Source organism: Streptomyces sp. NPDC051018 (assembly GCF_044456085.1).
Lineage (GTDB): Bacteria > Actinomycetota > Actinomycetes > Streptomycetales > Streptomycetaceae > Streptomyces.
Window position 1 is genome coordinate 455,905 of record NZ_JBITFN010000003.1, and the last position, 23,202, is coordinate 479,106.

Here is a 23,202-nt window from a genome sequence, read left to right on the forward strand (position 1 = left end):
AGGGGGCCGCCGGTCAGGCCCGGCGGTAGACGGGGTCGCGCTTCTCCGCGAAGGCGCGGGCGCCCTCCTTGGCGTCCTCGGTGTCGAAGACGGGCCGGCCCCGGGCGAGTTCGGCCGCCAGGCCCTCCGTCTCGGTCATCTCCGCGGTCTCGTAGACGGATGCCTTCACCGCCTCGACGGCCAGCGGGCCGCAGGCGTTGATCTGCCCGGCGACGGCGAGCGCCGCCTCCAGCGCGGTTCCGTCGGGGACGACCCGGCCGACGAGTCCGATGTCCCGGGCCTCGTCCGCGCTGTAGGGCCGCCCGGTGAGCAGCATTTCGAGGGCGTGGGTGCGCGCGATCTGGCGCGGGAGCCGTACCGTCGAGCCGCCGATGGGGAACAGTCCCCGTCTCACCTCGAACAGGCCGAAGGTGGCGCCGCTGCCCGCGATCCGGATGTCGGTGCCCTGGAGGATCTCGGTACCACCCGCGACGCAGTGGCCCTCGACGGCGGCGATCACCGGTTTACGGGGGCGGTGGTGGCGCAGCATGGCCTTCCAGTGGAGATCGGGGTCGGCCCGCATCCGCTCCCGGTACCCCTGCCCGTCCATCCCCTTGCCCGCGAGGGCCTTGAGGTCCATGCCGGCGCAGAACGATCCCCCGGCCCCGGTGAGGACGACGGAGCGGATGGAGTCGTCCGCGTCGGCGGCCAGCCAACCGTCGTACAGACCGACCAGCATCGGCAGGGAGAGCGCGTTCTTCGCCTCCGGCCGGTTCAGGGTGAGTATCAGGGTCGCGCCCTCGCGCCGGACGGCGAGATGTTCGGTTCCACCGTTCTGTTCCGTGTGTTCGCCGTGCTGTCCCATGTGCGGACCTCCCGTCTCGGGGCCCGTCTCCGGGCCGAGAACAGGTTGCAGCAGCCCGGGGTCCAGTTCAATAGTTTTCTGACAGGTAGTCAGATTTCTTGACGGCACCCCTTCACAGTTATGGCCCCGGACGCTCTAATGACCGCCTGGGCCGGGTCGTCCCCATGACGCCGTCCGCCCCCGGGCCGGCGCCACGGGACGACACGGCCCGGCCGAAGTCCGCCGGGATACGCCAGGGTCAGGAGGAACGGTGGAGTACAACCTTGCCGACCTGTTCGAGTCGATCGCCGACGTGGTCCCGGACCGCGAGGCGCTCGTCTACGTCGACCATCCCGGTACGGGGGCGGAGCGCCGGCTCACCTACGCGGAACTGGACACGGCGGCCAACCGGATCGCCCACCATCTGACCGGCGCGGGGATCCGGCCGGGCGAGCACCTCGGGCTGCATCTCTACAACGGCGTCGAGTATCTGCAGACCCTGCTCGGCTGCCTCAAGGCCCGGATCGTTCCGGTCAACGTCAACTACCGCTATGTGGAGGAGGAGCTGGTCTACCTCTACCGGGACGCGGATCTCGCGGCGCTCGTGTTCGACGGCGAGTTCACCGGGCGGGTGGCCGCCGCGCTGCCGAGGGCCGACGGGATCCGGCATCTGGTGCGCGTCGGCCCGCCCGCCGGGGGCGCGCCTCCGCTGGACGCAGTCCCCTTCGACCGGGCGGAGGCGGACGCCTCACCGCTGCGCGACTTCGGCGCCCGCTCGGCCGACGACCAGTTCATCATCTACACCGGCGGCACCACCGGTATGCCCAAGGGCGTGATGTGGCGCCAGGAGGACCTCTTCTTCGCCGGACTCGGCGGCGGGGCGCCGACGGGCGAGCCGGTCGGCTCGCCCGGGGAGCTGGCCGAGCGGGTGGCCGCGGGCGGTGACGGCATCACCTTCTTCCCCACTCCCCCGCTGATGCACGGGACCTCCATCCTGACCGCGTTCATCGCCCTCGACTTCGGCCAGCGGATCGCCCTGCACCGCAAGTACGTCCCGCGGGAGGTGCTCCGTACGATCGAGAAGGAGAAGGTCACCAGTGTGTCGCTGGTCGGCGACGCGATGCTGCGGCCGCTCGTCGACGCCCTGCGCGGGCCGATGCAGGGTACGGACCTGTCCGCGCTGTTCAGTGTGTCGTCGTCGGGCGCGATCATGTCGGACACCGTGCGCGAGCAGTTCGCGGCGCTGGCCCCCCATGTGATGCTGCTGAACAACTTCGGCTCGTCGGAGTCCGGCTTCAACGGCACCGCCACCGCCGACTCCGGCCCCGAGAAGGGCTTCAGGCTCCAGGTCAACTCCCGCACGATGGTCGTCGACCCGGCCACCCGGGAACCGGTCGCCGTGGGCGAGCCCGGCAGGATCGCCCAGCGCGGCCATGTGCCCCTCGGCTACTACAACGACCCGGCCAAGACGGCCGAGACGTTCTTCCGGCGCGGCGACGAGCGCTGGGTCCTGCTCGGCGACATGGCGACCGTCGACGAGGAGGGCATCGTCACCGTCCTCGGCCGGGGTTCGCAGTGCATCAACACCGGGGGCGAGAAGGTGTACCCGGAGGAGGTCGAGCAGGCCCTCAAGTCCCATCCGGATGTGTACGACGCGCTGGTGGCCGGGGTGCCCGACGCCACCTGGGGCAATCATGTGGCGGCGGTCGTCCAGCCGCGCGCGGGGGCGGCCGTACCGACGCTGGACGAGATCCAGGCGCACTGCCGGGCCCGGCTGGCCGGGTACAAGATCCCCCGCCAACTGGTGATCGCCGAGGAGATCCAGCGGTCACCGAGCGGCAAGGCGGACTACCGCTGGGCTCGGAGCGTGGCGGCGGAGGCGGCGAGGGGCTGAGCGCCCGGCGAGTGGCGGGGCGCCCGGGTCGGGTTGTCGGCCCCGAGTTCTGCTCCTGGGTGGGCGGTCCGTGGTCGGTTCCGTTGCCCAGGGCCGAGCCGGCCTGGTGTCGGCTGTCCTTGTGGTGGTGCGGGTGGTTGCGGGGGCGCTGCCCCCGGCCCCCGCGCCTCGAACGCCGGCGAGGCTGATTCCGCTTCCCGCGCACGGGCGGGTTCCCTTCCGGGTGGCTGAGCATGCCGGGTGTCCGGGCGCGCCGGGCCAGTCGGCCGGGAGCGACCCGCCGCTCCCCTGGGCGGGCGAACCCGACGGCGTCACGGGCTGAAGGAGAGAAACACAAAGGCCGCGAACAGCGCCAGATGGACCCCGCCCTGGAGCAGGGTGGCGCGGCCGGGCACCACGGTCAGCGCGCCCACCACCGCGGTGAGCACCAGCAGGACCATATGGGTGGCGTCCTCGCCGAGCACCAGGGGGCCGGGGAGCCAGATCGTCGCCAGCGCGATGGCCGGGATCGTCAGCCCGATGCTGGCGATGGCGGAGCCGTACGCCAGATTGAGGCTGGTCTGGACCCGGTCCCGGCGTGCGGCGCGCACTGCGGCGAGGGTCTCTGGCATCAGCACCAGCAGCGCGATGACGACCCCGACGACGGTGTTGGGAAGGTTCGCGGCCGCCACGCCCTCCTCGATGGACGGTGAGACGAGCTTGGCGTTGCCGACGACGGCGACGAGCGCCACCAGCAGCAGTCCGAGGCTCCACCGGGCTTGTGACACGCTCGGCTTCGGCTCCTCCTCGGGCTCTTCCTCCCGGCTCTCGCGCTCCACCGGCTGGAAGTACTCGCGGTGCCGGAAGGTCTGGACGCCGATGAAGAGCGCGTAGAGACAGATCGAGGCGACGGCGGCGAAGGCCAGCTGATCACCGGTGAACTCCGGGCCCGGCTGGCTCGTGGTGAAGGTGGGCAGCACCAGGGTCATGGTGGCCAGGGTGCAGACCGTGGCGAGGGCCGCGCCCGAACCCTCGGCATTGAAGACGGCGATACGGTTGCGCAGCGCGCCGACCAGCACCGACACCCCGACGATGCCGTTGCAGGTGATCATCACGGCGGCGAACACGGTGTCCCTGGCATAGGTGGACGCCTTGTCTCCGCCGCTGATCATCAGACTGACGATCAGGCCCACCTCGATCACGGTCACCGCGACCGCGAGCAGGAGGGACCCGAACGGCTCACCGACGCGATGGGCGACGACCTCGGCGTGGTACACCGCGGCCAGTACGGATCCCATCAGACAGAGCCCGATGAGGGCGACGGCGAATCCGGGCAGCTCACGGCCCCAGGCCAGGCCGAGCGCGATCACCGATACGACGGGCACCCACGTGGTCCACCGCGACATGAGCGCTGCCGTGCCGGTCTCCATGAGCGCCACGCTGCCAGGGGCGGGGGCGTGGCGCGCGACGTACTGCGCCAACGGGGTTCCGGGGGCCGCGCCGAGGTCCCGGGCGGCACACACCGGCCGGGCCGCGGACTCCGGTCCGGGGCGCGGACTCCGGTCCGGGGCGCGGACTCCGGTCCGGGGCGCGGACTCCGGTCCGGGGCGCGGGCGGCATGTGCTGCCCCGGGTACGCCCCCTGACAAGCGGCGGGCGCGGGGCCGGCGGACCGGATCCCCGCACCCGGCCCCCGTCCGTCAGTTCCCCGGCTGCTCCCGGTCTTCCGGCAGCGCGTTCTCGTACGCCGCGAGTGTGTCGATGAACAGCTTCCGCTCCCCGGGCGTGAGCGGCGCGAGCGCCTTCCGCCAGGCGAGCGCGCCCCGGCCGAGCCAGCCGTCGATGGAGCCGCGGTGGGCCCCGGCGATGGAGACGATCTTCCTCCGGCGGTCGGCCGGGTCCTCCCGCCGCTCCAGCACCCCCTTACGGTCCAGCTCACCCACCATCAGGCTCACCGTCGTGGGAGCGACCTCCAGCCGCGCGGCCAGTTCGTTGACGCTCATCGGACCGTCGAACAGCAGATAGGCAAGGAGCGAGAGATGCCGGGGCGCCAGCGAGAGCGACTGGAGTTCGTCGGGGATCCGGATCCGCTTCACCCGGCCGACCATGCGCGGCATGAGCAGCAGAAGGGTCCTGACCGCGTCGTCGACTTCCGGTCCGGCACCGTCGCGGGACTGATCGGCGGTTGACACACCGCACCACTCTCCATACCTTTACCAACAAAGCTGCTTTGCTTGCAAAGCAAACAGTTCCGATGTGCCGATGGTACCGACTCAGGGGAACACTATGAACGACGAGGTCATCAAGGAGTTCCGGGAGAACGGCGGCCGGGTGGGCGGGATGTTCGAGGGCGCCCCACTCGTTCTCCTCACCACCACGGGCGCTCGCAGCGGACGCCCCCACACGACACCGGCGGTGTACGCGCGCGACGGCGAGCGTGTCCTGGTGTTCGCCTCGAACGCGGGCGGCCCCCGGCATCCGGCCTGGTTCCACAACCTCCGCGCCGACGCGCGGGTACTGCTGGAGATCGGCGCCCCGGACGGCTCCGTGGAGCGGTACACGGCCACCGCGACCGTGACGGAGGGCGAGGAGCGCGACCGGCTGTGGCGCGAGCAGTGCGAGCGCGACCCGGCGTTCACCGCCTATGAGCAGGGGACCGACCGGATCATCCCCGTGGTCGCGCTGTGCAGGATGCACATCGCGGACCCCGCCCGGCAGCGGGCGATCGCCGGACATCTCGTACGGGTGCACGACGAGCTGCGCCGTGAACTGGCCGCGATCCGCGACGGGCTCACGGCCTCTCCGACCACGCTGGAGGGACAGCTCGGGAGGCGCTGCCTGACGATGTGCGGAGCGCTGCGGTCCCACCACAGCGCCGAGGACACGGTGTTCGACCAGTTGGAGACGGAGTTCCCGGAGCTGGGCCCGGCCCTGGAACGGCTGCGGCGGGAGCATCTGGGCGTGGCCCGGGCCGTCGGTGAGCTGGAGGAACTGCTGAAGCGCGGCGGCGATCCGGACCGGCTGCGTGCGGATGTCGGCCGTCTCACCGCGGAGCTGGAGGCGCACTTCGCGTACGAGGAGAGCACGCTGCTGCCGGCGCTGGGCGGCGCCTGACGGTGGTGGGGCGGGGTGGCCCGGGCGCGGGGGTGCGCCGCCCGGGCAGGCGATTCCGGGCTCATCCGGCTCGCGCAGTCGCTCGCGAAGGTGGGCGACGACCATGAGGTCGGCCGAGCCCGAGTTCTTCCAGGCGTAGGTCATCCGCTCATTGGGCGGACTTGGGAGGCGGTCAGGCCATCCAGGAGCGCTTGAAGCCCCTGGCTCGACACCTTGAGTGCGCGCGCCGGCCTTGGCCCACAACCAGGCTTGCGGAAGCACCGGCCGATCACCGTCATCACGCCGCTCGGGGTCCAGCGCGGTCCTCTCAGCCGCGCCCGGCACGGCCTCTCGGCCAACTGCCCCCAGTTGGGCGAACTGCTTCCCGCCCCGCCCCGCCCCGCCTCGACAGCGACGCCGCACCCGCACCCGCACCCGCACCCGCACCCGCACCCGCACCCGCACCCGCAGAGCCTGCCGGGGCCGCCGTCCGCCCGCATCCGCCGCCACCGCTGCACCGACCGGACGCTGATCCGCATGTCCCTGGAGCTCCGGCGGGAAGGTTAACCGGGTTGGGGCGGCGGGCCGCGTTCGTGGAAATCCGTTTCGACCGGTGCCGCGCTGCCTCTACTGTGGCGCGGTGATGACTGAGGTGATCGTTCTCAACGGTGGTTCCAGTTCGGGGAAGTCCGGGATCGCCCGGTGTCTGCAGGCGGTCCTGCCGGATCCGTGGCTGGCCCTTGGGACGGACACGCTGGTCGACGCGATGCCCGCGTCCATGCGGGCGTCGGACGGGGGAATCGAGTTCGCTGCGGACGGACAGGTGGTCGCCGGCCCGGAGTTCCGGACACTGGAAGCGGCATGGATCGAGGGGGTCGCCGCGATGGCCCGTGCGGGTGCCCGGATCATCGTCGATGAGGTCTTCCTCGGTGGAGCGGACTCGCAGAAGCGATGGCAGAAGGCTCTGGGCGGACTGCGGGTGCTGTGGGTCGGCGTCCGGTGCGACAGTGCGGTGGCCGCAGGCCGTGAGGTCGCACGAGGTGACCGGGCCATCGGAATGGCGGCCTTGCAGGCGGACGTGGTCCACCGCGGCATGGTCTACGACCTGGAGGTGGACACCGCGCATGCCGAGTCGATGAAGTGCGCACGGACTATCGCCGCACAGCTCGGCTGATCGGCTGTCTGGCTGTCTGGCTGTCTGGCTGTCTGCTGCGATGACCGCAGCGCCGGAACGGTCAGGCCGCCGCGGTCGGGGGCCGTCCTCCCCAGCAGATGCACTTCTCGCCGCGGATCCGGGCGCGGCGGAGTGATTGTCCAGGATCACGCAGACCGGGGCGCCGTCCGGGCCTGCGGCGCGGATCGACTTCAGGGCTGCGAGGGTGTGACCGTGCCTGTGGGGCGGCGGTTGACGCCCCACAGGGTGTCGTCACCGGTCGTGGCCCTCCCAGTAGGGCTCGCGCAGCCGGCGTTTGTAGAGCTTGCCGTTGGGGTCGCGGGGCATGGTCCCGATGAAATCCACGGTCCTGGGGCGTTTGTAGCCCGCGAGCAGCCGCTCGCAGTGCGCGAGGATATCGGCGGCGAGCGCCCCCGACGCCTCATGTCCGTCGGCCGGCTCCACGACCGCCTTGACCTCCTCCCCCCAGTCGGCGTGCGGGATGCCGAACGCGGCGGCGTCCGCGACCGCGGGGTGGGTGAGCAGGGCGGACTCGATCTCGGCAGGGTAGATGTTGACCCCGCCGGAGATGATCATGTCGATCTTGCGGTCGCGGAGGAAGAGGTAGCCGTCCTCGTCGAGCACTCCGAGGTCGCCGACCGTGAAGAAGTCCCCGATGCGGTTCTTCTCGGTCTTCGCCGAGTCCTTGTGATAGCTGAAGCCGCCGGTGCTCATCTTCATATAGACCGTGCCCAGCTCACCGGGCGGCAGCCTGTTGCCGTCGTCGTCGAAGACCGCGAGTTCGCTGATGGGCCACGCCCTGCCGACCGTACCGGGCTTCTTCAGCCAGTCCTCGGCGGTCGCGAACGCCCCGCCGCCCTCACTGGCGGCGTAGTACTCCTCGACGCACCTCCCCCACCAGGCGATCATCGCCCGTTTCACATGGTCGGGGCAGGGAGCCGCGCCATGGATGGCGTGCCGCATGGACGACACGTCGTAGCGCTCCTTGACCTCGTCCGGCAGGGCGAGGAGCCGGTGGAACTGCGTGGGCACCATATGGGTGTGGGTGCAGCCGTGCGCGTCGATCAGCCGCAGCATCTCCCGGGGTGTCCACTTGTCCATCAGGACCAGGGGGTGGCCGATGTGCAGGGCCGCGCCCGCGAACTGGAGCACGGCGGTGTGGTACAGCGGCGAGCAGACGAGATGGACGTTGCCGTCGAAGGGCCGGATGCCGAAGATGCCGAGGAAGCCGCCCAGATAGGTCTCCTCCGGAAGCTTCCCCGACAGCGGGCGGCGGATTCCCCGGGGTCGTCCGGTGGTGCCGGACGTGTAGTTCATGACCCAGCCGAGTGTCCGGCCCTCCGGTGCCGAGCCGGACTGTCCGTCGAGCAGTCCGGCGTACGGGCGGAAGCCGCCGATGTCACCGACGGCGTAGCGGTGGCTCGCGGGGAGGCCCGCCTCGTCGGCGGCGGCCGTCGCCGCGTCCCCGAAGCGCTCGTGCGCGATCAGGACCCGGGCGCCCGAGTCGGCGACGATCCAGGCGATCTCGGGGCCGACGAGATGGTGGTTGACGGGAACGAGATACAGCCCGGCCTGGGCGGCGGCCAGATAGGCGGTGAGGAACTCGACCCCGTTGGGGAGGACGGCGGCGAACGCGTCCCCGCGTTCCAGACCGGCCGCGCGCAGCCCGTGGACCAGCTGGTTCACGGCCGAGTGCAGCCGGCCTGCACTCCAGCTCACGCCGCTCGGATCGATCAGGATCGTCCGGTCGGGGTCCGCGGTCGCCTGGGCCCAGAACCCGTTCGGCCGCCCGGTCATGAGGTGCCGCCTTCCGGGTTCCTTCCGGCGATCCGGTTGATCCGGTCCACGGCGCGTTCGAATCCGCGCGTCAGCTCGTCCATGACACTCCGTACGGAACGCTCGGAGTTCATCCGTCCGACGATCTGCCCGACCGGGGTGCCGAGCAGCGGGTCGACCTCGTACCTCTGGATACGGGAGACCGCTTCGGCCACCAGCAGCCCCTGGAGCGGCATGGGGAGCGCGCCGGGGCCCGCCGGGTCGTCCCAGGCGTCCGTCCACGCGGTGCGCAGCTGCCGGGCGGGCTTTCCGGTCAGGGCGCGGGAGCGGACGGTGTCGCCGGAGCCCGCGGCGAGGAGTTTGGCGGTGAGGGCCCGGGAGTGGAGTTCGGCCTCGGTGGTGGTGAGCCAGAGGGAGCCCAGCCAGGCGCCCTGGGCGCCGAGCGCGAGGGCGGCGGCGATCTGTTCGCCGCTGCCGATACCTCCGGCGGCGAGCACGGGCAGCGGGTCGACCGCCTCCACGACCTCGGGGGTGAGGACCATGGACGCGATCTCGCCGGTGTGGCCGCCCGCCTCGTATCCCTGGGCCACGACGATGTCGATCCCGGCGTCCGCGTGGTGCCGGGCGTGCCGGGCGCTCCCGGCGAGCGCGGCCACCAGGACACCGTGGCCGTGGGCGCGCCGGACGACGTCCTCGGGCGGGGAGCCCAGGGCGTTGGCGAGCAGGGCGATCGGGTAGTCGAAGGCGACGTCGAGCTGGGTGCGGGCGACCTGTTCCATCCAGCCGGTGATACGCCACCCGGACGCCTCACCCTCGGGCAGTTCCGGCACGCCGTGCCGGGCGAGGGTGTCCTCGACGAACCGCCGGTGCCCCTGCGGGATCATCGCCTCGACGTCCGCCTCGGTCGGCGTCCGGTCGCCGGGAGCCCCGGCCTTCCGGGCGGGCATGACGACATCGAGACCGTACGGCTTGCCGTCGGTGTGCTCCTGCATCCAGTCGAGGTCGCGTTTGAGGTCGTCGGGCGCTGTGTAGCGGACGGCACCCAGGACTCCGAATCCGCCCGCCCGGGTGATGGCCGCGGCCACCGCCGGGAACGGCGTGAAGCCGAAGATGGCGTGCTCGATTCCCAGTCTTCTGCTCAGCTCCGTCTCCATGGGGCGCAGGATGCCCCAGCCGGGCGGACGAGGGAAGAGATTTTCTGATGCTGCGTCAGATTCTTTGGACGGTCGACAGGGCGGACGGGACAGAGGGGAGGTTGACAGCATCCGGGTCCGGCGGGGAAGGCTCGGTACGGCGCGGCGGACTGGGTACGGCGCGATGCCCCCGGGTCCGGCGGGGAAGGCTCGGTACGGCGCGATGCCCCGAGGACACATCAGGAGAGGGTTGCCGGTGACAGAGGAAGCGGCGGAGGGCGAGGGGATCGGCCGGCGGAGGCTGGGCGGCGGGGTGCTGGCTCTGGGCGGGGCGCTCGCGCTCGGGCCCGTCCCCTCCGCCGGGGCGGCGCGTGGCGCCCCGGCAGCGGGATCCGGCGGCCCTGATGACGGCCGGGGCGGCGGTGGACCGGGCCCCGGAGGAGGTTCGGGGGGCGCCCCCGGACAGCCGGTGCTCGGACGGGGTTCACCCGAGCGCGCGGGGCTGATCGCCGCCCATCTGGACCGGCTCGTCGCCGACGCGGAATCCTATCTGCGTCCCTCCCCGAAGTACCCCTGGTACGCGGGAGCGGTCCTGCTCGCGGGGCGCGGGGGCACGGTCGCGCTGCACCGGCCGATCGGCACGGCGGTGCGCTACGCGGGGTACGACGAGACGACGGACACGGCGGTGGAGCTGCCACCCGAGGAGCAGATCCCGATGACCCGGGACACGGTCTTCGATCTGGCGTCCGTCACCAAGCTGTTCACCTCGATCCTGGCGGTGCGGCGGATCGAGCGCGGCGAACTGGAGCTTGAGGCACCGGTGGCCTCGTATCTGCCGGAGTTCGGGGCGGCGGGCAAGGAGAGCGTCACCGTACGGCAGCTGCTGACGCACACATCCGGCCTGCGCGCCTGGATCCCCCTGTACCGGGAGCCGACGCGGGAGGGCAGGCTCCGGATGCTGTGGAACGAGCGGCCCCTCAGCCCGCCCGGCACCGGATACCGGTACTCCGACCTCAATCTGATCGCGCTCCAGCTGATCCTGGAACGGATCGCCGGCCGCACTCTGGACGCACTGCTCCACGACGAGATCACCGCCCCGCTGGGAATGCGCCGCACCCGGTTCAACCCGCCGCACTCCTGGAAGCGGACGATCGCCGCCACCGAAGACGCCAGGCCACCCTGGTCGGGGCTGGACCGCGGACTCGTCCGGGGCGAGGTCCACGACGAGAACGCCTTCGCGTTCGGCGGTGTCGCGGGCCACGCCGGTGTGTTCTCCCGCGCCTGGGACCTCGCGATCCTCGCCAGGACGCTGCTCAACGGCGGCGCCTACGGCTCCTCGCGCATCCTGCGCCCCGAGTCGGTGGAGCTGATGTTCACCGATTTCAACACCGCCTTCCCGGGCGACGGGCACGGACTCGGCTTCGAGCTCTACCAGCACTGGTACATGGGCGCGATGGCGACACCGCGCAGCGCGGGGCACACCGGTTTCACCGGAACCAGCCTCGTCCTCGACCCCGGCTCCGACTCCTTTCTGATCGTGCTGGGCAACTCCGTCCACCCCGTGCGCACCCGGCGCTCCGGCAGCGCGCCACGGGCCGCCGCCGCCAACCATCTCGCCCGCGCCGTCGCCGTACACCCGGCGCGGGGCCGTACCGCCTGGTTCTCCGGACCCCCGGGCCCGGGCTCGGCCACCCTCACCCTGCCCGCGCTGGCCGTCGGCTCCGGGCGGGCCCGGCTCCGCTGCTCGCTGTGGTGGGACACCGAACCGCGCTCGGACCGCCTCTTCCTGGAGGGGTCGGCGGACGGCGGGACCTCCTGGCGGCCCGTGCCGTTCACGACCGTGCGCGAGGGGGCCGCGCCACGGGAGCACCCGGACGGCTCCGCGAACGGTTGGTCCGGGCGTGTCTGGCACCGGCTGTCGGCGGATCTGTCGGCGTGGCGCGGCACCGGCGTACGGCTGCGCTGGCGGTATACGACCGAGCGGCTCGCCACCGGCCGGGGGGTGTATGTGGACTCGATCCGCGTCGAGGAGGAGGGCCGTACGGTCTTCGACGAGAGCAGGCCCCGCGATGCCGCCCGCGTCGAGGCGGACGGCTGGAAGGCGTCACGGGACTGAGCCCGTCTCCCCTATGGGTGGAGCGGCGGGTTCGGGAGCGGGCAGAGGCCGAGCGTCACCGGCCGGCCCGGCGCGGGTCACCGGCCGAGCGCCGCCATCGCCGCGTTGTGGCCGGGCACCCCGCTCACACCGCCGCCCCGGACCGCGCCCGCCCCGCACAGCAGCACATTGGCGTGCGCGGTCTCCACGCCCCAGCGGCCGGTTGACTCCCCGGCGTACGGGAACGACAGATCGCGGTGGAAGATATGGCCGCCGGGCAGCCGCAGCTCCCGTTCCAGATCGAGCGGTGTCCTGGCCTCGATACACGGATCGCCGTGCTCGTCGAGGGCGAGGCAGTCGGCGATCGGCTCCTCCAGACAGGAGTCGAGTTCGGCGAGGGTGGCGGCCAGCAGATCGGACCGGGTCCGGTCGTTGTCGGCGGTGAAGAGGCGGGCCGGGGTGTGGAGCCCGAAGAGGGTCAGGGTCTGATAGCCGCGGGCCACCAGGTCGGGGCCGAGGATCGAGGGATCGGTCAGCGAGTGGCAGTAGATCTCCGACGGCGGCGCGCTCGGCAGCCCGCCGGCCGCCGCCTCCCGGTACGCGGTCGCCAGCTGGCTGTAGCCCTCGGAGACATGGAACGTCCCCGCGAACGCGTGACGCGGATCGACGGAACGATCCTTCAGCCGCGGCAGCCTCCGGAGCAGCATGTTCACCTTGAACTGCGCCCCCTCGGCGGGAACGGGCGGCTCCTCGCCGAGCAGCAGCGCCAGTTCGCGCGGTGAGGCGTTCACCAGAACCTGACGTGCCGTGACCGCCGCCTCGGTGCCGGGCGAGCGGTAGGAGACCTCGGCGGACACCCCGTCGGTCTCGATACGGGTCACCTCGTGCAGGGTCGCGATCTTGGCACCGGCGTCACGGGCGGCCGTGGCGAGGGCGTCGGTGAGCGCGCCCATGCCGCCGACCGGAACGTCCCAGTCGCCGGTCCCGCCGCCGATGACGTGGTAGAGGAAGCACCGGTTCTGCACGAGCGAGGGGTCATGGGCGTCCGCGAAGGTCCCGATCAGGGCGTCGGTGAGTACCACTCCCCGTACGAGGTCATGGCGGAAACGCCGCTCGATCTCCCGGCCCACGGGCTCTTCGAACAGGGCGCGCCAGGCCGTCTCGTCGTCGACTCGGGCCCGCAGCTCCTCGCGTGTGGGCAGCGGCTCGGTCAGCGTCGGGAAGACCCGCGCGGCGACGCGGCCGGTCATCCCGTAGAACTCCCGCCAGGCCGCGTACTCGCCGTCCCCGCCGGTGAGCGCGGCGAACGACTCCGCGGTGCGCCCGGCGCCGACGAGCAGCCCGCCGGTGCCGCTGGGCGTGTACGAGGAAACGTCGCGCTTGCGTACGGAGAACTTCAGCCCGAGGTCCCGCACGATCGAGCCGGGCAGCAGCGACACCAGGTAGGAGTAGCGCGAGAGCCGGACGTCCACCCCCGCGAAGGGCCGGGTGGAGACGGCGGCTCCCCCGGTGCCCGCGCTGCGCTCCAGCACCAGCACGGAGCGCCCGGCGCGGGCGAGGTAGGCGGCGGCGACCAGTCCGTTGTGGCCGCCGCCGACGATCACGGCATCGTACGAAGTGAATGCGGGCATGCCCGGACCCTAACCGCCCCCGGCGGTGCCCGCCCGCTCCCGGCCCGTCGCTCCCGGCCCTCCGTGCGTTCGCCGGTGGGCCGTGCGGTACGACCGGGCCGACGCCCCATCACGACGTGCGGCGGCTCCGTCGCGGCCACGGGCGCACGGCGGCGGACGGTCCCTCAGAACCCCTGTGTGCCCCGTGTGCCCCGGCGTTCACGCAGGGCGGCCACCCGGCGGTACAGCTCCACCGCCTCGGTGTGGCGGCCCAGTTGCTCCAGACAGTGGGCCTCGTCGTTACGGCTGGCCAGCGCGTCGGGATGGTCGAGGCCGAGAACCCGCTCGCGGGCGGCGGCGACCTCTGCGTAGACGGTCAGGGCGTCGGCCCAGCGGCCGAGCCAGCCGAGCCCCACGGCGATCTCACGGCGGCTGACGAGGGTGTCGGGGTGGTCGGCCCCGAGGACACGTACGCGCAGGGCGCTGACCTCGCGTGCCTCGGCGAGGGCCTCCTCCCAGCGGGCGAGGCGGCCGAGGTTCACCCCGAGGCCGTGGCGGGCGCGCAGGGTCTCGGGGTCGTCGGGGCCGTGCAGCCGGGTGCGGTCCTCCACGAGCGAGCGGTACAGATCGAGGGCCTCGTCGCTGCGGCCGAGACGTCCCAGGCTGATCCCGACCTCGTAGCGGGCGGCGAGGGTGTCCGGGTGGTCGGTCCCCAGCGCGCGGCCCCGGGCCGCCGCCACCTCGCGATAGGTTCCGAGCGCCTCCGACCAGCGCCCCAGCCGGCCGAGGGCGTAGGCGACCTCGTACCGGGTGACCAGTGTGTCCGGGTGGTCGGCGCCGAGAACCCTGGCGCGGGCGGCGGCGACCTCGCGGGCCATCCGGAAGGAGTCCTCCAGCCGGCCGAGCCTGCTCAGATTGAAGGCGAGGTTGTGGCGGCAGCGCAGGGTGTCGGGGTGGTCCGCGCCCATGGTCCGCTCGCGGGACGCGAGCACGTTCACATAGAGGTCGTGCGCCTCGAAGTGGCGGCCGAGCCGGCCGAGGACGTACGCCGTCTCCTGGCGGGCGGCGAGGGTCTCGGGGTGGTCGGGGCCGAGCGCGCGCTCCCGGCCGTCGGCGACCCGGCGGAACTCGCGCAGCGCGTCCTCCGCGCGGCCCGTCCTGCTGAGGGTGAAGCCGACCTCGTAGCGGCTGGCCAGTGTGTCGGGGTGGTCGGGGCCGAGGGCGTACTCCCGCTCGGCGGCGACGGCGCGGTGAACCTCGCCCGCCTCCTCCCAGCGGCCGAGCCGCCCGAGGCTGAGTCCCGCGCTGTGGCGGCTCGCGAGCACGGCAAGGGCCTCCGGGGACGGGGTGGGCCGCGCGGGTCTCGCCACGGGCCGCACCGGCGTTCCGGCGCGCGGGTCGGCGGGGGCGGTCCATTCGCCGGTCAGCCCCGCCGTGTGATCGGGGACCACCGGGCGCAGCGCGGTCGCCGTCGCGTGGTGGCCGCCCGTCATCCCCCGGGTCCACTCCGGCAGCGCCTCCTCGCGGGCACCGGCCGGCGGCGGGGAGAGCGAGAGATAGGCGTACCCGTCGCGCGCCATCCGCCGCCGCAGGTCCTTGGCGTCGGCGGGCCGCCCGTCGGGGGCCTTGGCGAGCAGATCGAGCACGATCTTCTGGAAGTGGTCGGGGATGTCCGACCGGTGGGTCCGCAGCGGCTGGGGCGGGGTGTCCCGGTGCCCCACGAGGACCGCCCAGGCGTCCTCGTGGTCGAAGGGCGGGACACCGGTGGCGATCTCGTACAGCACACAGCCCAGCGAGTACAGATCACTGCGGTGGTCGACCCGGCCGCCGCCGATCTGCTCGGGGGACATGTAGTGCGGCGTGCCCATGGCGATGCCCGTGCCGGTGAGCCGGGACGTCGGTCCGATGCCCTCGCCGAGGCGGGCGATCCCGAAGTCGCAGATCTTCACCGCTCCGTCGTGGAGCCGCATGATGTTGGCGGGCTTCAGATCGCGGTGCACGATGCCGCGTTCATGCGTGTAGGCGAGGGCGTCGGCGACCTGTTCCGCGATGTCGACGACCTCGGACACCGGCAGCGGGCGCTGTTTGTTCTCCTCCAGCAGCTGGCTGAGGTTGTGTCCCTCCAGCAGCTCCATCACCAGGTAGAGCACGCCCTCGTACTCGCCGAAGTCATGGACGACGGTCACTCCGCGGTGCTGGAGCGCGGCGGCGACCCGGGCCTCCCGCCGGAACCTCTCCTGGAGCACGGTGGAGAAGGAGGCGTCGTGGTGCGGCCCCATCGGCTTGAGGCACTTCACCGCGACCCGCCGCCCGAGCGCCTCGTCGACGGCCCGCCACACCTCGCCCATGCCCCCGCGCCCGATCACTTCGAGCAGCCGGTACCGGCCCTGGATCAGCCTCGATTCCGCCATCTCCCGCTGTCGCCCCCGTCATTCGGCTCCGCCCTCCCCGGCCCGTCCAGTATGGCCTTGCGGCCGCGCCGTTTGTACGGGGTGGTCGGTACGCGGGGCCGGGGGCGGTCCGTCGGGTCAGCGGCGTCCGCGCCGCGCGAGGCCGAGGTGTCCGACGGCGGGGTGCGCGATCTGATCGTTGATGTGGCGGATCAGATCAAGCGGCTCAGGGAATTGGGCGTGACCTGACTGAACCACGAGGACTTCTGATGCCCCGCCGTCGTGGGCGTCGTCATCAACGTGATGATCACGGTCTGACCGGACCTCCGCCCGGTGCCGGCCGTCCTCGGCAGGTGACGACCGACGTCTGTGGTCACCACACCCTCACCGCCGTACCCGGGGCATCCCCAGCCCGATCCACGAGATGATCTCGCGCTGGATCTCGTTGTTGCCGCCGCCGAAGGTGAAGATCACGGCGGATCGGTAGCCGCGTTCCAGTTCGCCGTGGAGTACGGCGCCGGCGGAGCCCTCCTTCAGGGGGCCGGCCGCGCCGGTGATCTCCATCAGCCAGGCGTAGGCGTCCCGCCGGGCCTCGGAGCCGTAGACCTTGACGGCGGAGGCGTCCTGCGGGGTGAGGGTGCCCTCCTGGACGGCGTTCACCATCTGCCAGTTGAGGAGTTTCATCGCGTCGAGCCGGGTGTGGGTGCGGGCGAGGCGGCCGCGGACCCAGCCGAGGTCGATGACCCGGCGGCCGTCGGCGAGCTTGGTCCCGGCGGCCCACCGCTGGACGTCGTGGAGCGCACGGACGGCCATCGTGCCGTGGGCGGCGAGGGTGACGCGCTCGTGGTTGAGCTGATTGGTGATCAGGCGCCAGCCCTTGTTCTCCGGGCCGACTCGGCGGGAGGCGGGGACCCGGATGTCCTCGTAGTAGCTGGCGGTGGTGTCGTGCGAGGCGAGGGTGTTGATGAGGGTGCAGGAGTAGCCGGGTTCGGTCGTCGGCACCAGCAGCATCGTGATGCCCTTGTGCGGCGCTGCTCCGGGGTCGGTGCGGACGGCGAGCCAGACCCAGTCGGCGGTGTCGCCGTTGGTCGTCCAGATCTTCTGCCCGTTGACCGTGTACGTACCGGTCTGCTCGTCGCCCTCGCGCACGGCACGGGTCTTCAGCGCGGCCAGGTCCGTCCCCGCGTCGGGTTCGCTGTAGCCGATGGCGAAGTCGATCTCGCCGGAGAGGATCCTCGGCAGGAAGTACCCCTTCTGCTCCTCCGTACCGAACTGCATGATCGTCGGGCCGACCGTGTTCAGCGCCATCAGCGGCAGCGGAACGCCCGCCTGGGCGGCCTCGTCGAAGAAGATGAACTGCTCCATGGGGCTCAGCCCCCGCCCGCCGTACTCCACGGGCCAGCCGACGCCCAGCCAGCCGTCGGCGCCGAGGCGCCGCACGGTCTCGCGGTAGAAGTGCTTCTGTGCGCCGGGGTCGGCGTAGCGGGCGTACCCCTTCTCCGGCACCAGGTGGGCGAAGTAGGTACGCAGTTCGGTGCGCAACTGCTGCTGCGCAGGCGTGTATGCGAGGTGCACGGCCCCTCCAGAGTCTCGCGGTCCGTCCCGGGCGCGCACACGGTAGAACGTGTTGCAAGAATCCGGAAGGGCCAGGACCGGGGCAACAGCTCCCCGGGGCCCCGGGGAGCGTGCACCGGGGGTGCGCGAGGATGGGACCGGAAGATCCTCGACGGGGAAGGACCGGCCCATGGGCCTCGACGCATCCGAAGCCGACACCGCTGCCGTACTGCTGCGCACCGAGGGCCGCGCCGGGTACATCACCCTCAACCGGCCCCGGGCCCTCAACGCCCTCACCCACCCCATGGTCCGCGCGATCGGCGCGGCGCTCGACCGCTGGGAGCGGGACCCGGGCGTGGAGACCGTGGTGATCTCGGGGGCCGGCGAGCGCGGCCTGTGCGCGGGCGGCGACATCCGCGCCATTCACGCCGACGCCCTCGCCGGCGGGCGGGCCTCGCTGGACTTCTGGCGCGACGAGTACCGGCTCAACGCCCGTATCGCCCGCTACCCCAAGCCGTATGTCGCGCTGATGGACGGCATCGTGATGGGCGGCGGAGTCGGGGTGTCGGCCCACGGCGGCGTACGGATCGTCACCGAGCGGTCCTCGGTCGCGATGCCCGAGACCGGGATCGGTTTCGTCCCGGACGTCGGCGGTACGCATCTCCTGGCACGGGCGCCCGGCGAACTGGGCACCCATCTCGCCCTGACCGGGCTGGCGGTGGGCGCCGCCGATGCCCTGCTGTGCGGGCTCGCGGACCATTTCGTCCCCGCCGGCCGGCTCCCCGGACTGGCCGCGTCACTGGCGCTTCTGGAGATCCCCGAGGTGCTGCGGCGGTACACGGACCGGGCGCCCGAGGGCGAGCTGGCCGCTCATCGGGGCTGGATCGACGAGTGCTACGCGGCAGGGACGGTGGAGCGGATCGTGGACCGGCTGCTCGGCCATGGCGATCCGGCGGCGAAGGAGGCGGCCGGGACGATCCTCACCAGGTCGCCCACCTCGCTCAAGGTGACGCTCGCCGCGCTGCGCCGGGCCCGCGCGCTCGGGGAGCTGGAGCCGGTGCTGGACCAGGAGTACCGGGTGTCGTCCGCCGCGTTCTCGTCGCCGGATCTGGTCGAGGGCGTACGGGCGCAGGTCGTCGACAAGGACCGCCGGCCGCGCTGGTCGCCCGCGGAGCTGTCGCAGGTGTCGGACGCGGATGTGGAACGGTTCTTCGCCGGGCTCGGCGACCGCGAACTGGGGCTCGCGCCGCCGCGCTGAGACTCGGAGAGGGTGGGGCGGGCCGTATCGCGGTCGGGTCTGACACGGGATCCCCTGTGCGCAGCCGGGCGCCGTCAGTTCCCCAGCCCCGGTGCGCCCCAGACGGGGAACCACCGGGCGAGGTCCGCCTCCACCCGCAGATCGTCCGTGAGCAGCGCCCTGGCCTGGAGTTCCAGGGCGTTGTCCCGTTTCTCCACCGCGCCGGGGAGCGGCGCGAAGGGGTAGAACGTACCGCGCTTGTACAGATAGACCAGCGCCAGCGGACGGCTGCCCCCGGCCTCCCGGAAGGCGATCAGCGAGCAGAGCAGCTGCGGTCCGAAGCCGCCCTCCTCCAGGAGGGTGTTGACCGCGTGCAGATCGTTGACCAGTGCGGCCGTGTCGTCGGCCGGCTGCCGGACGAGGAGCCAGGTGTAGCCGTAGTCGTCCCGGGTGAACTCGACGGGGACGCCGCCGCGGCCGGTGTCGGCGTCCAGCAGCTCGCGTACGTCCTGCTGGATGCGGGCGAAGGCGCCGCCCTCGACGCTGGCGAAGCAGACCGCGCCGACGCCGGTGGGGGTGAATCCGGCCCCGGCCTGAAGGGTGATCGCCGCGCCGGGCACCGCGAAGAGCTGATCGAGATCGGGGCGCACCGGCTTGCTGCGGCCGAGAATCGCGTCGAGGAATCCCACGGAAGCACCTCCGGCTGAACGGGGTCGGGCGTACGGGCGGGTCGGATGTACGAGGTGTACGGGAGCGTGTGTCCGGGGGCCGGGTGCGCGGTGGTCCCGGAAGCTCGGGCACCGGGCGACACCGGGCCGCGGGGAGCCGTCGTGCGTCGGGCCGGCCCCGGGCCCGCCCACCCGGTCCCGGGCCGCGCCGGCCGTACGGTACGTACCGACCCTGAGGGCTTCACGGGCGGGCGAGCTGGGCGGAGATCCCGGCCAGCTGCTCCAGCCGCTGCTCCAGTGTGGGGTGCGAGGAGAGCAGCCGTCCGAGGCTCTCGCGCGAGGAGAACGCCGGCGCGAACCAGAAGGCGTTGTACGGCTCCGCCTTGCGCAGGTCCTGTGTCGGTATCCGCGCCATCTCGCCGGTCACCTTGGTGAGCGCGGAGGCCAGCGCGGAGGGACGGCCGGTCAGCAGGGCGGCGGCCCGGTCGGCGGCCAGCTCCCGGTAGCGGGAGAGCAGCCGGGTGAGCAGGAAGCTGATCGTGTAGACGGCCGCGCTGACCAGCGGGATCAGGGCCATCGCGATCGCCGTGTTGCTGTTGCTGCGCCCGGCCCTGCCGAGACCCCCGTACAGCCCGATCCGTGTCATCACACCGGCCAGGACTCCGAGGAAGGACGCGATCGTCATCACCGCGACATCGCGATGGGCGACATGCGACAGCTCATGGGCGAGGACGCCCTCCAGCTCCTCGGGCTCCAGCCGGCGCATCAGCCCGGTGGTGGCGCAGACCAGGGCCGTCTTCTGGCTGCGGCCGGTGGCGAAGGCGTTCGGCACATCGCTCACGGCGATGGCGACCCGTGGTTTGGGCATGTCCGCGAGCGCGCAGACCCGGTCCACCGCGCCGTGCAGTTCGGGTGCCTGCTCGGGAGTGACCTCCCGCGCGCCCATGCCGTGGGCGGTGATCCGGTCGCTGAACCAGAACTGCGCGATGAACAGAGCGCCCGCGACCAGGAGGATGATCGGCCAGGCGCCCCTCAGCAGCGCGAGCAGAACGCCGACGAAGACGACGTAGAGCAGCCCGATGAGGAACATCGTCGTCACCATGCGGGTGGTGAGCCCCTGGTCCGGTGCGTAGCGGGAGCGGGAGCGGGACCGTTTGGTCGGCATCTGATCACCTCTGGGCAACCGTTGTGCCCCCCTCACTCGATTGTGCTCCTCCTGGTGCCCGAAGGCTCCGGCGTGCGCCCGGAGGGCCTGAAGCGTCCGGATCCGGGGCGGGAGGAACGCCCAGGGCAGGGCAGGTACCGGGCCTCATGGTCCGGACCTCATGGTCCGGGGCGCAGCAGCAGGAGTGCGGTGTCGTCGCCGCGCCGGGCGGCGCCGGGCTGTTCCATCAGGGCGTCGGCCAGGGTTTCGAGCGAGTCGGCGGGCAGGCGGCCGAGCCGTCCGGCCAGGGCGCCGAGGGAATCGTCGAGGTCGACGCCGGGCTCCTCGATCAGCCCGTCGGTGTAGAGGACCAGGATCGATCCGGGCACGAGCGGTACCTCCGTGGTGGGGTACACCGCCTGCCGGTCGACGCCGAGCAGCGGGCCGCCCGCCAGCTCCAGCACCCGTACCCGGCCGTCGGGCTCGCGCAGCAGCGGCTGGGGATGCCCGGCGCGGGCGAAGACGGCCCGCCGGGCGGGCAGGTCCAGATGGAGGTAGGCGCAGCTCGTGAGCAGATCCGCGTCGAGGTCGATGAGGAGCCGGTTGGTGCTCTCCACGACCTGGCGGGGCGGCTGGCCGACGGCCGTGTAGGCGCGTACGGCGGTGCGGACCTGGCCCATGAGTCCCGCGGCGGTGGCGTTGTGCCCCTGGACGTCCCCGATGACGGCGGCGGCCCGGCCGTGCACCGGGACGAGGTCGTAGAAGTCCCCTCCGATGTCCATGCCGTGGGAGCCCGGCAGATAGCGGGCGGCGGCCTCCAGACCGGGCAGGAGGGGCAGGGAGTTCGGCAGCAGGGAGGACTGGAGGCCGTGGGCGAGCCGGAGCTTGGCGTCGTACAGCCGGGCCCGTTCCAGCGCCTGCGCGATGAGCCCGCCGAGGCTGGTGAGCACAGCTCGTTCGTCCGTCGAGAAGTCGTGCTCCCGCGCGTAGCCGAGGACGCAGGCGCCGACGGGCCGCCCGGACGCGATGAGCGGGAGATAGGCCCAGGCGGCCATGCCGTCGGGGGTGGCGAACCGGGTGGGGTAGACGCGTTCCAGCTCCAGCCGCGACTCGAAGAACGACGGAACGCCGGTGGTGAGGGCCTGGACGCCGGGGATCTGGGCGGTCATCGGGGTGCCGTCCCAGCGTTCCACGATCCCGGGGTCGCGGTAGCCGCGCTGTCCGAGCACGCGCAGGCGGTTGTTCTCGGCCGCCAGCATCACCAGTGCGTCGCTGCCGAGCGTGGGCATGATCTCGTCCGCGACCGTCTCGATCACGTCCGAGACGCCGACGGCCTTGGTCAGCGCGCTCGCCAGGCTCAGGATGTGGGAGATCGTCACCAGACTGCCCGACCGGCCGGGCGGGGTGTCGGGCAGCGGGCCGCCCTCGGTGGCGCCGGCCGGGGCGATGTGCACGCTGATGCCGTTCCGGCTGGGGTACAGCCGGAAGGTGAGCCAGCTCCGCGGCGGCCGCAGGACGGTGAACGAGGTCGGCCGCTGGCTGAGCATCGCCGCGCGGTAGCGGTCCTCGTACACGGGGTCGTCCAGCCAGCCGGCCGCGGTCCACAGCTGCTTGCCCCTCAGCCGGGAGGCGGGGAGGCCGAGGAGGTCCCCGGTGGCGGGACTGGCGTAGGTGACCCGGCCCTCCACATCGAGGGCGCACAGGCCCTCCGGGATCCGCGCGAGCATCCGGGCCGCCTCGACCGCGCCGCTGGTCCTGGCCGGTCCCATGGACCCCGCCTCGATCACGCCCGGGGAGGGCAGGACCGGCTGCCCTGCCTCCGCGGCATGCTCCAGACGGAGCGCCAGCCGCTCACAGGCCGTCGTCAGCTGGGTGAGTTCCGCGTCGGAGAGTCCGGCCGGGTGGGAGCCCGGCCAGGTGAGGTACACGGCTCCGTACACGGTGTCGCCGTGTGTGACCGGCAGGGCGGCCAGACAGTACGGATAGGGCAGGACGACGGCGATCCTCGGATAGCGACGGGCCATCTCCTCCTCGCCGGAGATCCAGATGAGCCGGCGTTCGCGGATGGCGTCGGCGACCGGCATGGGCGCGGTGAGGGGGACGCGTTCCCAGGGCGCGGAGAACGACCGGGGCAGCCCGGCCTTGGCCACCATCTCCAGGACCTCGCCGTGGCGGGGAAGCAGATACAGGGCCCCCGAGTGTGCGTGGACGCCCTCCAGCATCCCGGCCAGCGCGAGCGACAGCAGCGGCTGCGGGCCGTCGCCGTCCGCGTCGGGGGCGACGGGCCGGGGCGCACGCGGAGCACCCAGGGGAACCACCTCCTCCGTGCCCCTCATGACCAGGCTGCCCGCAGTCGATGTTTCCCGCGAGGCGAGGTCCGGGGGCATTCCCCGGGAGGCAGGGGTCGGGGCCGGAGGCCGGTTCCGCCGGGTACCCCCGCGGGGGTACCGCCGCCGGAACCGGCCTCCGGCCCTGCCCCGGCACCGTCGGGCCGGGGCAGGGCCGGACCGCGCCCGTCGGGCCGGTGTGCTCCCGCTGTGGGGGCGGGGCCCGGCGTGCCCCCACCCCCACCTCCGTTCCGTCCCTTCCGACAATGGTCCGCCGACCGCGGGAACCGGGACCACCGGGCTCTC

At 72.5% G+C, this 23,202-nt stretch carries 16 protein-coding genes and 1 pseudogene; 5 read left to right on the plus strand and 12 right to left on the minus strand.

What is annotated here, in order from left to right; genetic code table 11:
- Positions 1–13 precede the first annotated feature (13 nt).
- Complete coding sequence (locus ACIBCM_RS08350; protein WP_399241163.1) at positions 14–844, minus strand: crotonase/enoyl-CoA hydratase family protein; 831 nt, start codon at positions 842–844, stop codon at positions 14–16.
- A gap of 250 nt (positions 845–1,094) precedes the next feature.
- Between ACIBCM_RS08350 and ACIBCM_RS08355 the strand changes: the two genes are divergently transcribed.
- A complete protein-coding gene (locus ACIBCM_RS08355; RefSeq protein ID WP_399241164.1) occupies positions 1,095–2,717 on the plus strand; it encodes an acyl-CoA synthetase in 1,623 nt (540 codons plus the stop codon).
- Positions 2,718–3,028: 311 nt separating this feature from the next.
- Here the strand turns inward: ACIBCM_RS08355 and ACIBCM_RS08360 are convergent, their stop codons facing one another.
- On the minus strand, positions 3,029–4,126 hold the full coding sequence (locus ACIBCM_RS08360) for a calcium:proton antiporter (RefSeq protein WP_399241165.1): 1,098 nt from the start codon (positions 4,124–4,126) through the stop codon (positions 3,029–3,031).
- 269 nt (positions 4,127–4,395) lie between these two features.
- A complete protein-coding gene (locus tag ACIBCM_RS08365) occupies positions 4,396–4,812 on the minus strand; it encodes a MarR family winged helix-turn-helix transcriptional regulator (RefSeq protein ID WP_399241283.1) in 417 nt (138 codons plus the stop codon).
- A 169-nt stretch (positions 4,813–4,981) separates the two neighbouring features.
- Between ACIBCM_RS08365 and ACIBCM_RS08370 the strand changes: the two genes are divergently transcribed.
- On the plus strand, positions 4,982–5,809 hold the full coding sequence (locus ACIBCM_RS08370) for a nitroreductase/quinone reductase family protein (RefSeq protein WP_399241166.1): 828 nt from the start codon (positions 4,982–4,984) through the stop codon (positions 5,807–5,809).
- Positions 5,810–6,431: 622 nt separating this feature from the next.
- A complete protein-coding gene (cpt, locus tag ACIBCM_RS08375; protein ID WP_399241284.1) occupies positions 6,432–6,962 on the plus strand; it encodes a chloramphenicol phosphotransferase CPT in 531 nt (176 codons plus the stop codon).
- 105 nt (positions 6,963–7,067) lie between these two features.
- Here cpt and ACIBCM_RS08380 read toward each other — a convergent pair.
- The 3 genes and pseudogenes from ACIBCM_RS08380 to ACIBCM_RS08390 form a co-directional block, all read right to left on the minus strand.
- Positions 7,068–7,225, minus strand: a pseudogene (locus ACIBCM_RS08380) (IS630 family transposase); the annotation flags it as partial.
- On the minus strand, positions 7,215–8,759 hold the full coding sequence (locus tag ACIBCM_RS08385) for an acyl-CoA synthetase (protein ID WP_399241167.1): 1,545 nt from the start codon (positions 8,757–8,759) through the stop codon (positions 7,215–7,217). The pseudogene ACIBCM_RS08380 and the gene ACIBCM_RS08385, both read right to left, overlap by 11 nt.
- The gene (locus ACIBCM_RS08390; RefSeq protein ID WP_399241168.1) at positions 8,756–9,892 is read right to left on the minus strand and encodes an NAD(P)H-dependent flavin oxidoreductase; all 1,137 of its coding nucleotides are present in this window, start codon (positions 9,890–9,892) and stop codon (positions 8,756–8,758) included. The genes ACIBCM_RS08385 and ACIBCM_RS08390 overlap by 4 nt, the downstream gene beginning before the upstream one ends.
- Positions 9,893–10,094: 202 nt before the next feature.
- On the opposite strand from ACIBCM_RS08390, the gene ACIBCM_RS08395 reads away from it, so the two are divergent.
- Complete coding sequence (locus tag ACIBCM_RS08395; RefSeq protein WP_399241169.1) at positions 10,095–11,987, plus strand: serine hydrolase; 1,893 nt, start codon at positions 10,095–10,097, stop codon at positions 11,985–11,987.
- Between the two features lie 77 nt (positions 11,988–12,064).
- Here the strand turns inward: ACIBCM_RS08395 and ACIBCM_RS08400 are convergent, their stop codons facing one another.
- The 3 genes from ACIBCM_RS08400 to ACIBCM_RS08410 form a co-directional block, all read right to left on the minus strand.
- Positions 12,065–13,597, minus strand: coding sequence for a phytoene desaturase family protein (locus tag ACIBCM_RS08400; RefSeq protein WP_399241170.1), 1,533 nt, complete (start codon positions 13,595–13,597; stop codon positions 12,065–12,067).
- A gap of 164 nt (positions 13,598–13,761) precedes the next feature.
- A complete protein-coding gene (locus ACIBCM_RS08405) occupies positions 13,762–15,987 on the minus strand; it encodes a tetratricopeptide repeat protein (protein ID WP_399241171.1) in 2,226 nt (741 codons plus the stop codon).
- Between the two features lie 363 nt (positions 15,988–16,350).
- Positions 16,351–17,541 (minus strand): acyl-CoA dehydrogenase family protein, encoded by a 1,191-nt coding sequence (locus ACIBCM_RS08410; protein WP_399241172.1) that lies wholly within the window; start codon positions 17,539–17,541, stop codon positions 16,351–16,353.
- 169 nt (positions 17,542–17,710) lie between these two features.
- On the opposite strand from ACIBCM_RS08410, the gene ACIBCM_RS08415 reads away from it, so the two are divergent.
- Entirely contained in the window at positions 17,711–18,778 is a 1,068-nt protein-coding gene (locus ACIBCM_RS08415) for an enoyl-CoA hydratase/isomerase family protein (protein ID WP_399241173.1), read from the plus strand.
- Positions 18,779–18,852: 74 nt separating this feature from the next.
- Here the strand turns inward: ACIBCM_RS08415 and ACIBCM_RS08420 are convergent, their stop codons facing one another.
- From ACIBCM_RS08420 to ACIBCM_RS08430, 3 genes are all read right to left on the minus strand, one after another.
- Positions 18,853–19,446: a hypothetical protein gene (locus ACIBCM_RS08420; protein ID WP_399241174.1), complete on the minus strand. Its 594-nt coding sequence runs from the start codon at positions 19,444–19,446 to the stop codon at positions 18,853–18,855.
- 220 nt (positions 19,447–19,666) lie between these two features.
- Entirely contained in the window at positions 19,667–20,590 is a 924-nt protein-coding gene (htpX, locus tag ACIBCM_RS08425) for a zinc metalloprotease HtpX (protein WP_399241175.1), read from the minus strand.
- A gap of 158 nt (positions 20,591–20,748) precedes the next feature.
- The gene (locus tag ACIBCM_RS08430; RefSeq protein WP_399241176.1) at positions 20,749–22,905 is read right to left on the minus strand and encodes a SpoIIE family protein phosphatase; all 2,157 of its coding nucleotides are present in this window, start codon (positions 22,903–22,905) and stop codon (positions 20,749–20,751) included.
- Positions 22,906–23,202: the final 297 nt, after the last annotated feature.

Excerpts from the sequence above, each read along its gene's own strand:
- ACIBCM_RS08350 (WP_399241163.1), bottom strand. The coding sequence starts at position 844 with ATGGGACAGCACGGCGAACACACGGAACAGAACGGTGGAACCGAACAT.
- ACIBCM_RS08360 (WP_399241165.1), bottom strand. The coding sequence starts at position 4,126 with ATGGAGACCGGCACGGCAGCGCTCATGTCGCGGTGGACCACGTGGGTG.
- ACIBCM_RS08365 (WP_399241283.1), bottom strand. The coding sequence starts at position 4,812 with ATGCCGCGCATGGTCGGCCGGGTGAAGCGGATCCGGATCCCCGACGAA.
- ACIBCM_RS08370 (WP_399241166.1), top strand. The coding sequence starts at position 4,982 with ATGAACGACGAGGTCATCAAGGAGTTCCGGGAGAACGGCGGCCGGGTG.
- cpt (WP_399241284.1), top strand. The coding sequence starts at position 6,432 with ATGACTGAGGTGATCGTTCTCAACGGTGGTTCCAGTTCGGGGAAGTCC.
- ACIBCM_RS08385 (WP_399241167.1), bottom strand. The coding sequence starts at position 8,759 with ATGACCGGGCGGCCGAACGGGTTCTGGGCCCAGGCGACCGCGGACCCC.
- ACIBCM_RS08390 (WP_399241168.1), bottom strand. The coding sequence starts at position 9,892 with ATGGAGACGGAGCTGAGCAGAAGACTGGGAATCGAGCACGCCATCTTC.
- ACIBCM_RS08395 (WP_399241169.1), top strand. The coding sequence starts at position 10,095 with ATGCCCCGAGGACACATCAGGAGAGGGTTGCCGGTGACAGAGGAAGCG.
- ACIBCM_RS08400 (WP_399241170.1), bottom strand. The coding sequence starts at position 13,597 with ATGCCCGCATTCACTTCGTACGATGCCGTGATCGTCGGCGGCGGCCAC.
- ACIBCM_RS08405 (WP_399241171.1), bottom strand. The coding sequence starts at position 15,987 with ATGGCGGAATCGAGGCTGATCCAGGGCCGGTACCGGCTGCTCGAAGTG.
- ACIBCM_RS08415 (WP_399241173.1), top strand. The coding sequence starts at position 17,711 with ATGGGCCTCGACGCATCCGAAGCCGACACCGCTGCCGTACTGCTGCGC.
- htpX (WP_399241175.1), bottom strand. The coding sequence starts at position 20,590 with ATGCCGACCAAACGGTCCCGCTCCCGCTCCCGCTACGCACCGGACCAG.
- ACIBCM_RS08430 (WP_399241176.1), bottom strand. The coding sequence starts at position 22,905 with ATGAGGGGCACGGAGGAGGTGGTTCCCCTGGGTGCTCCGCGTGCGCCC.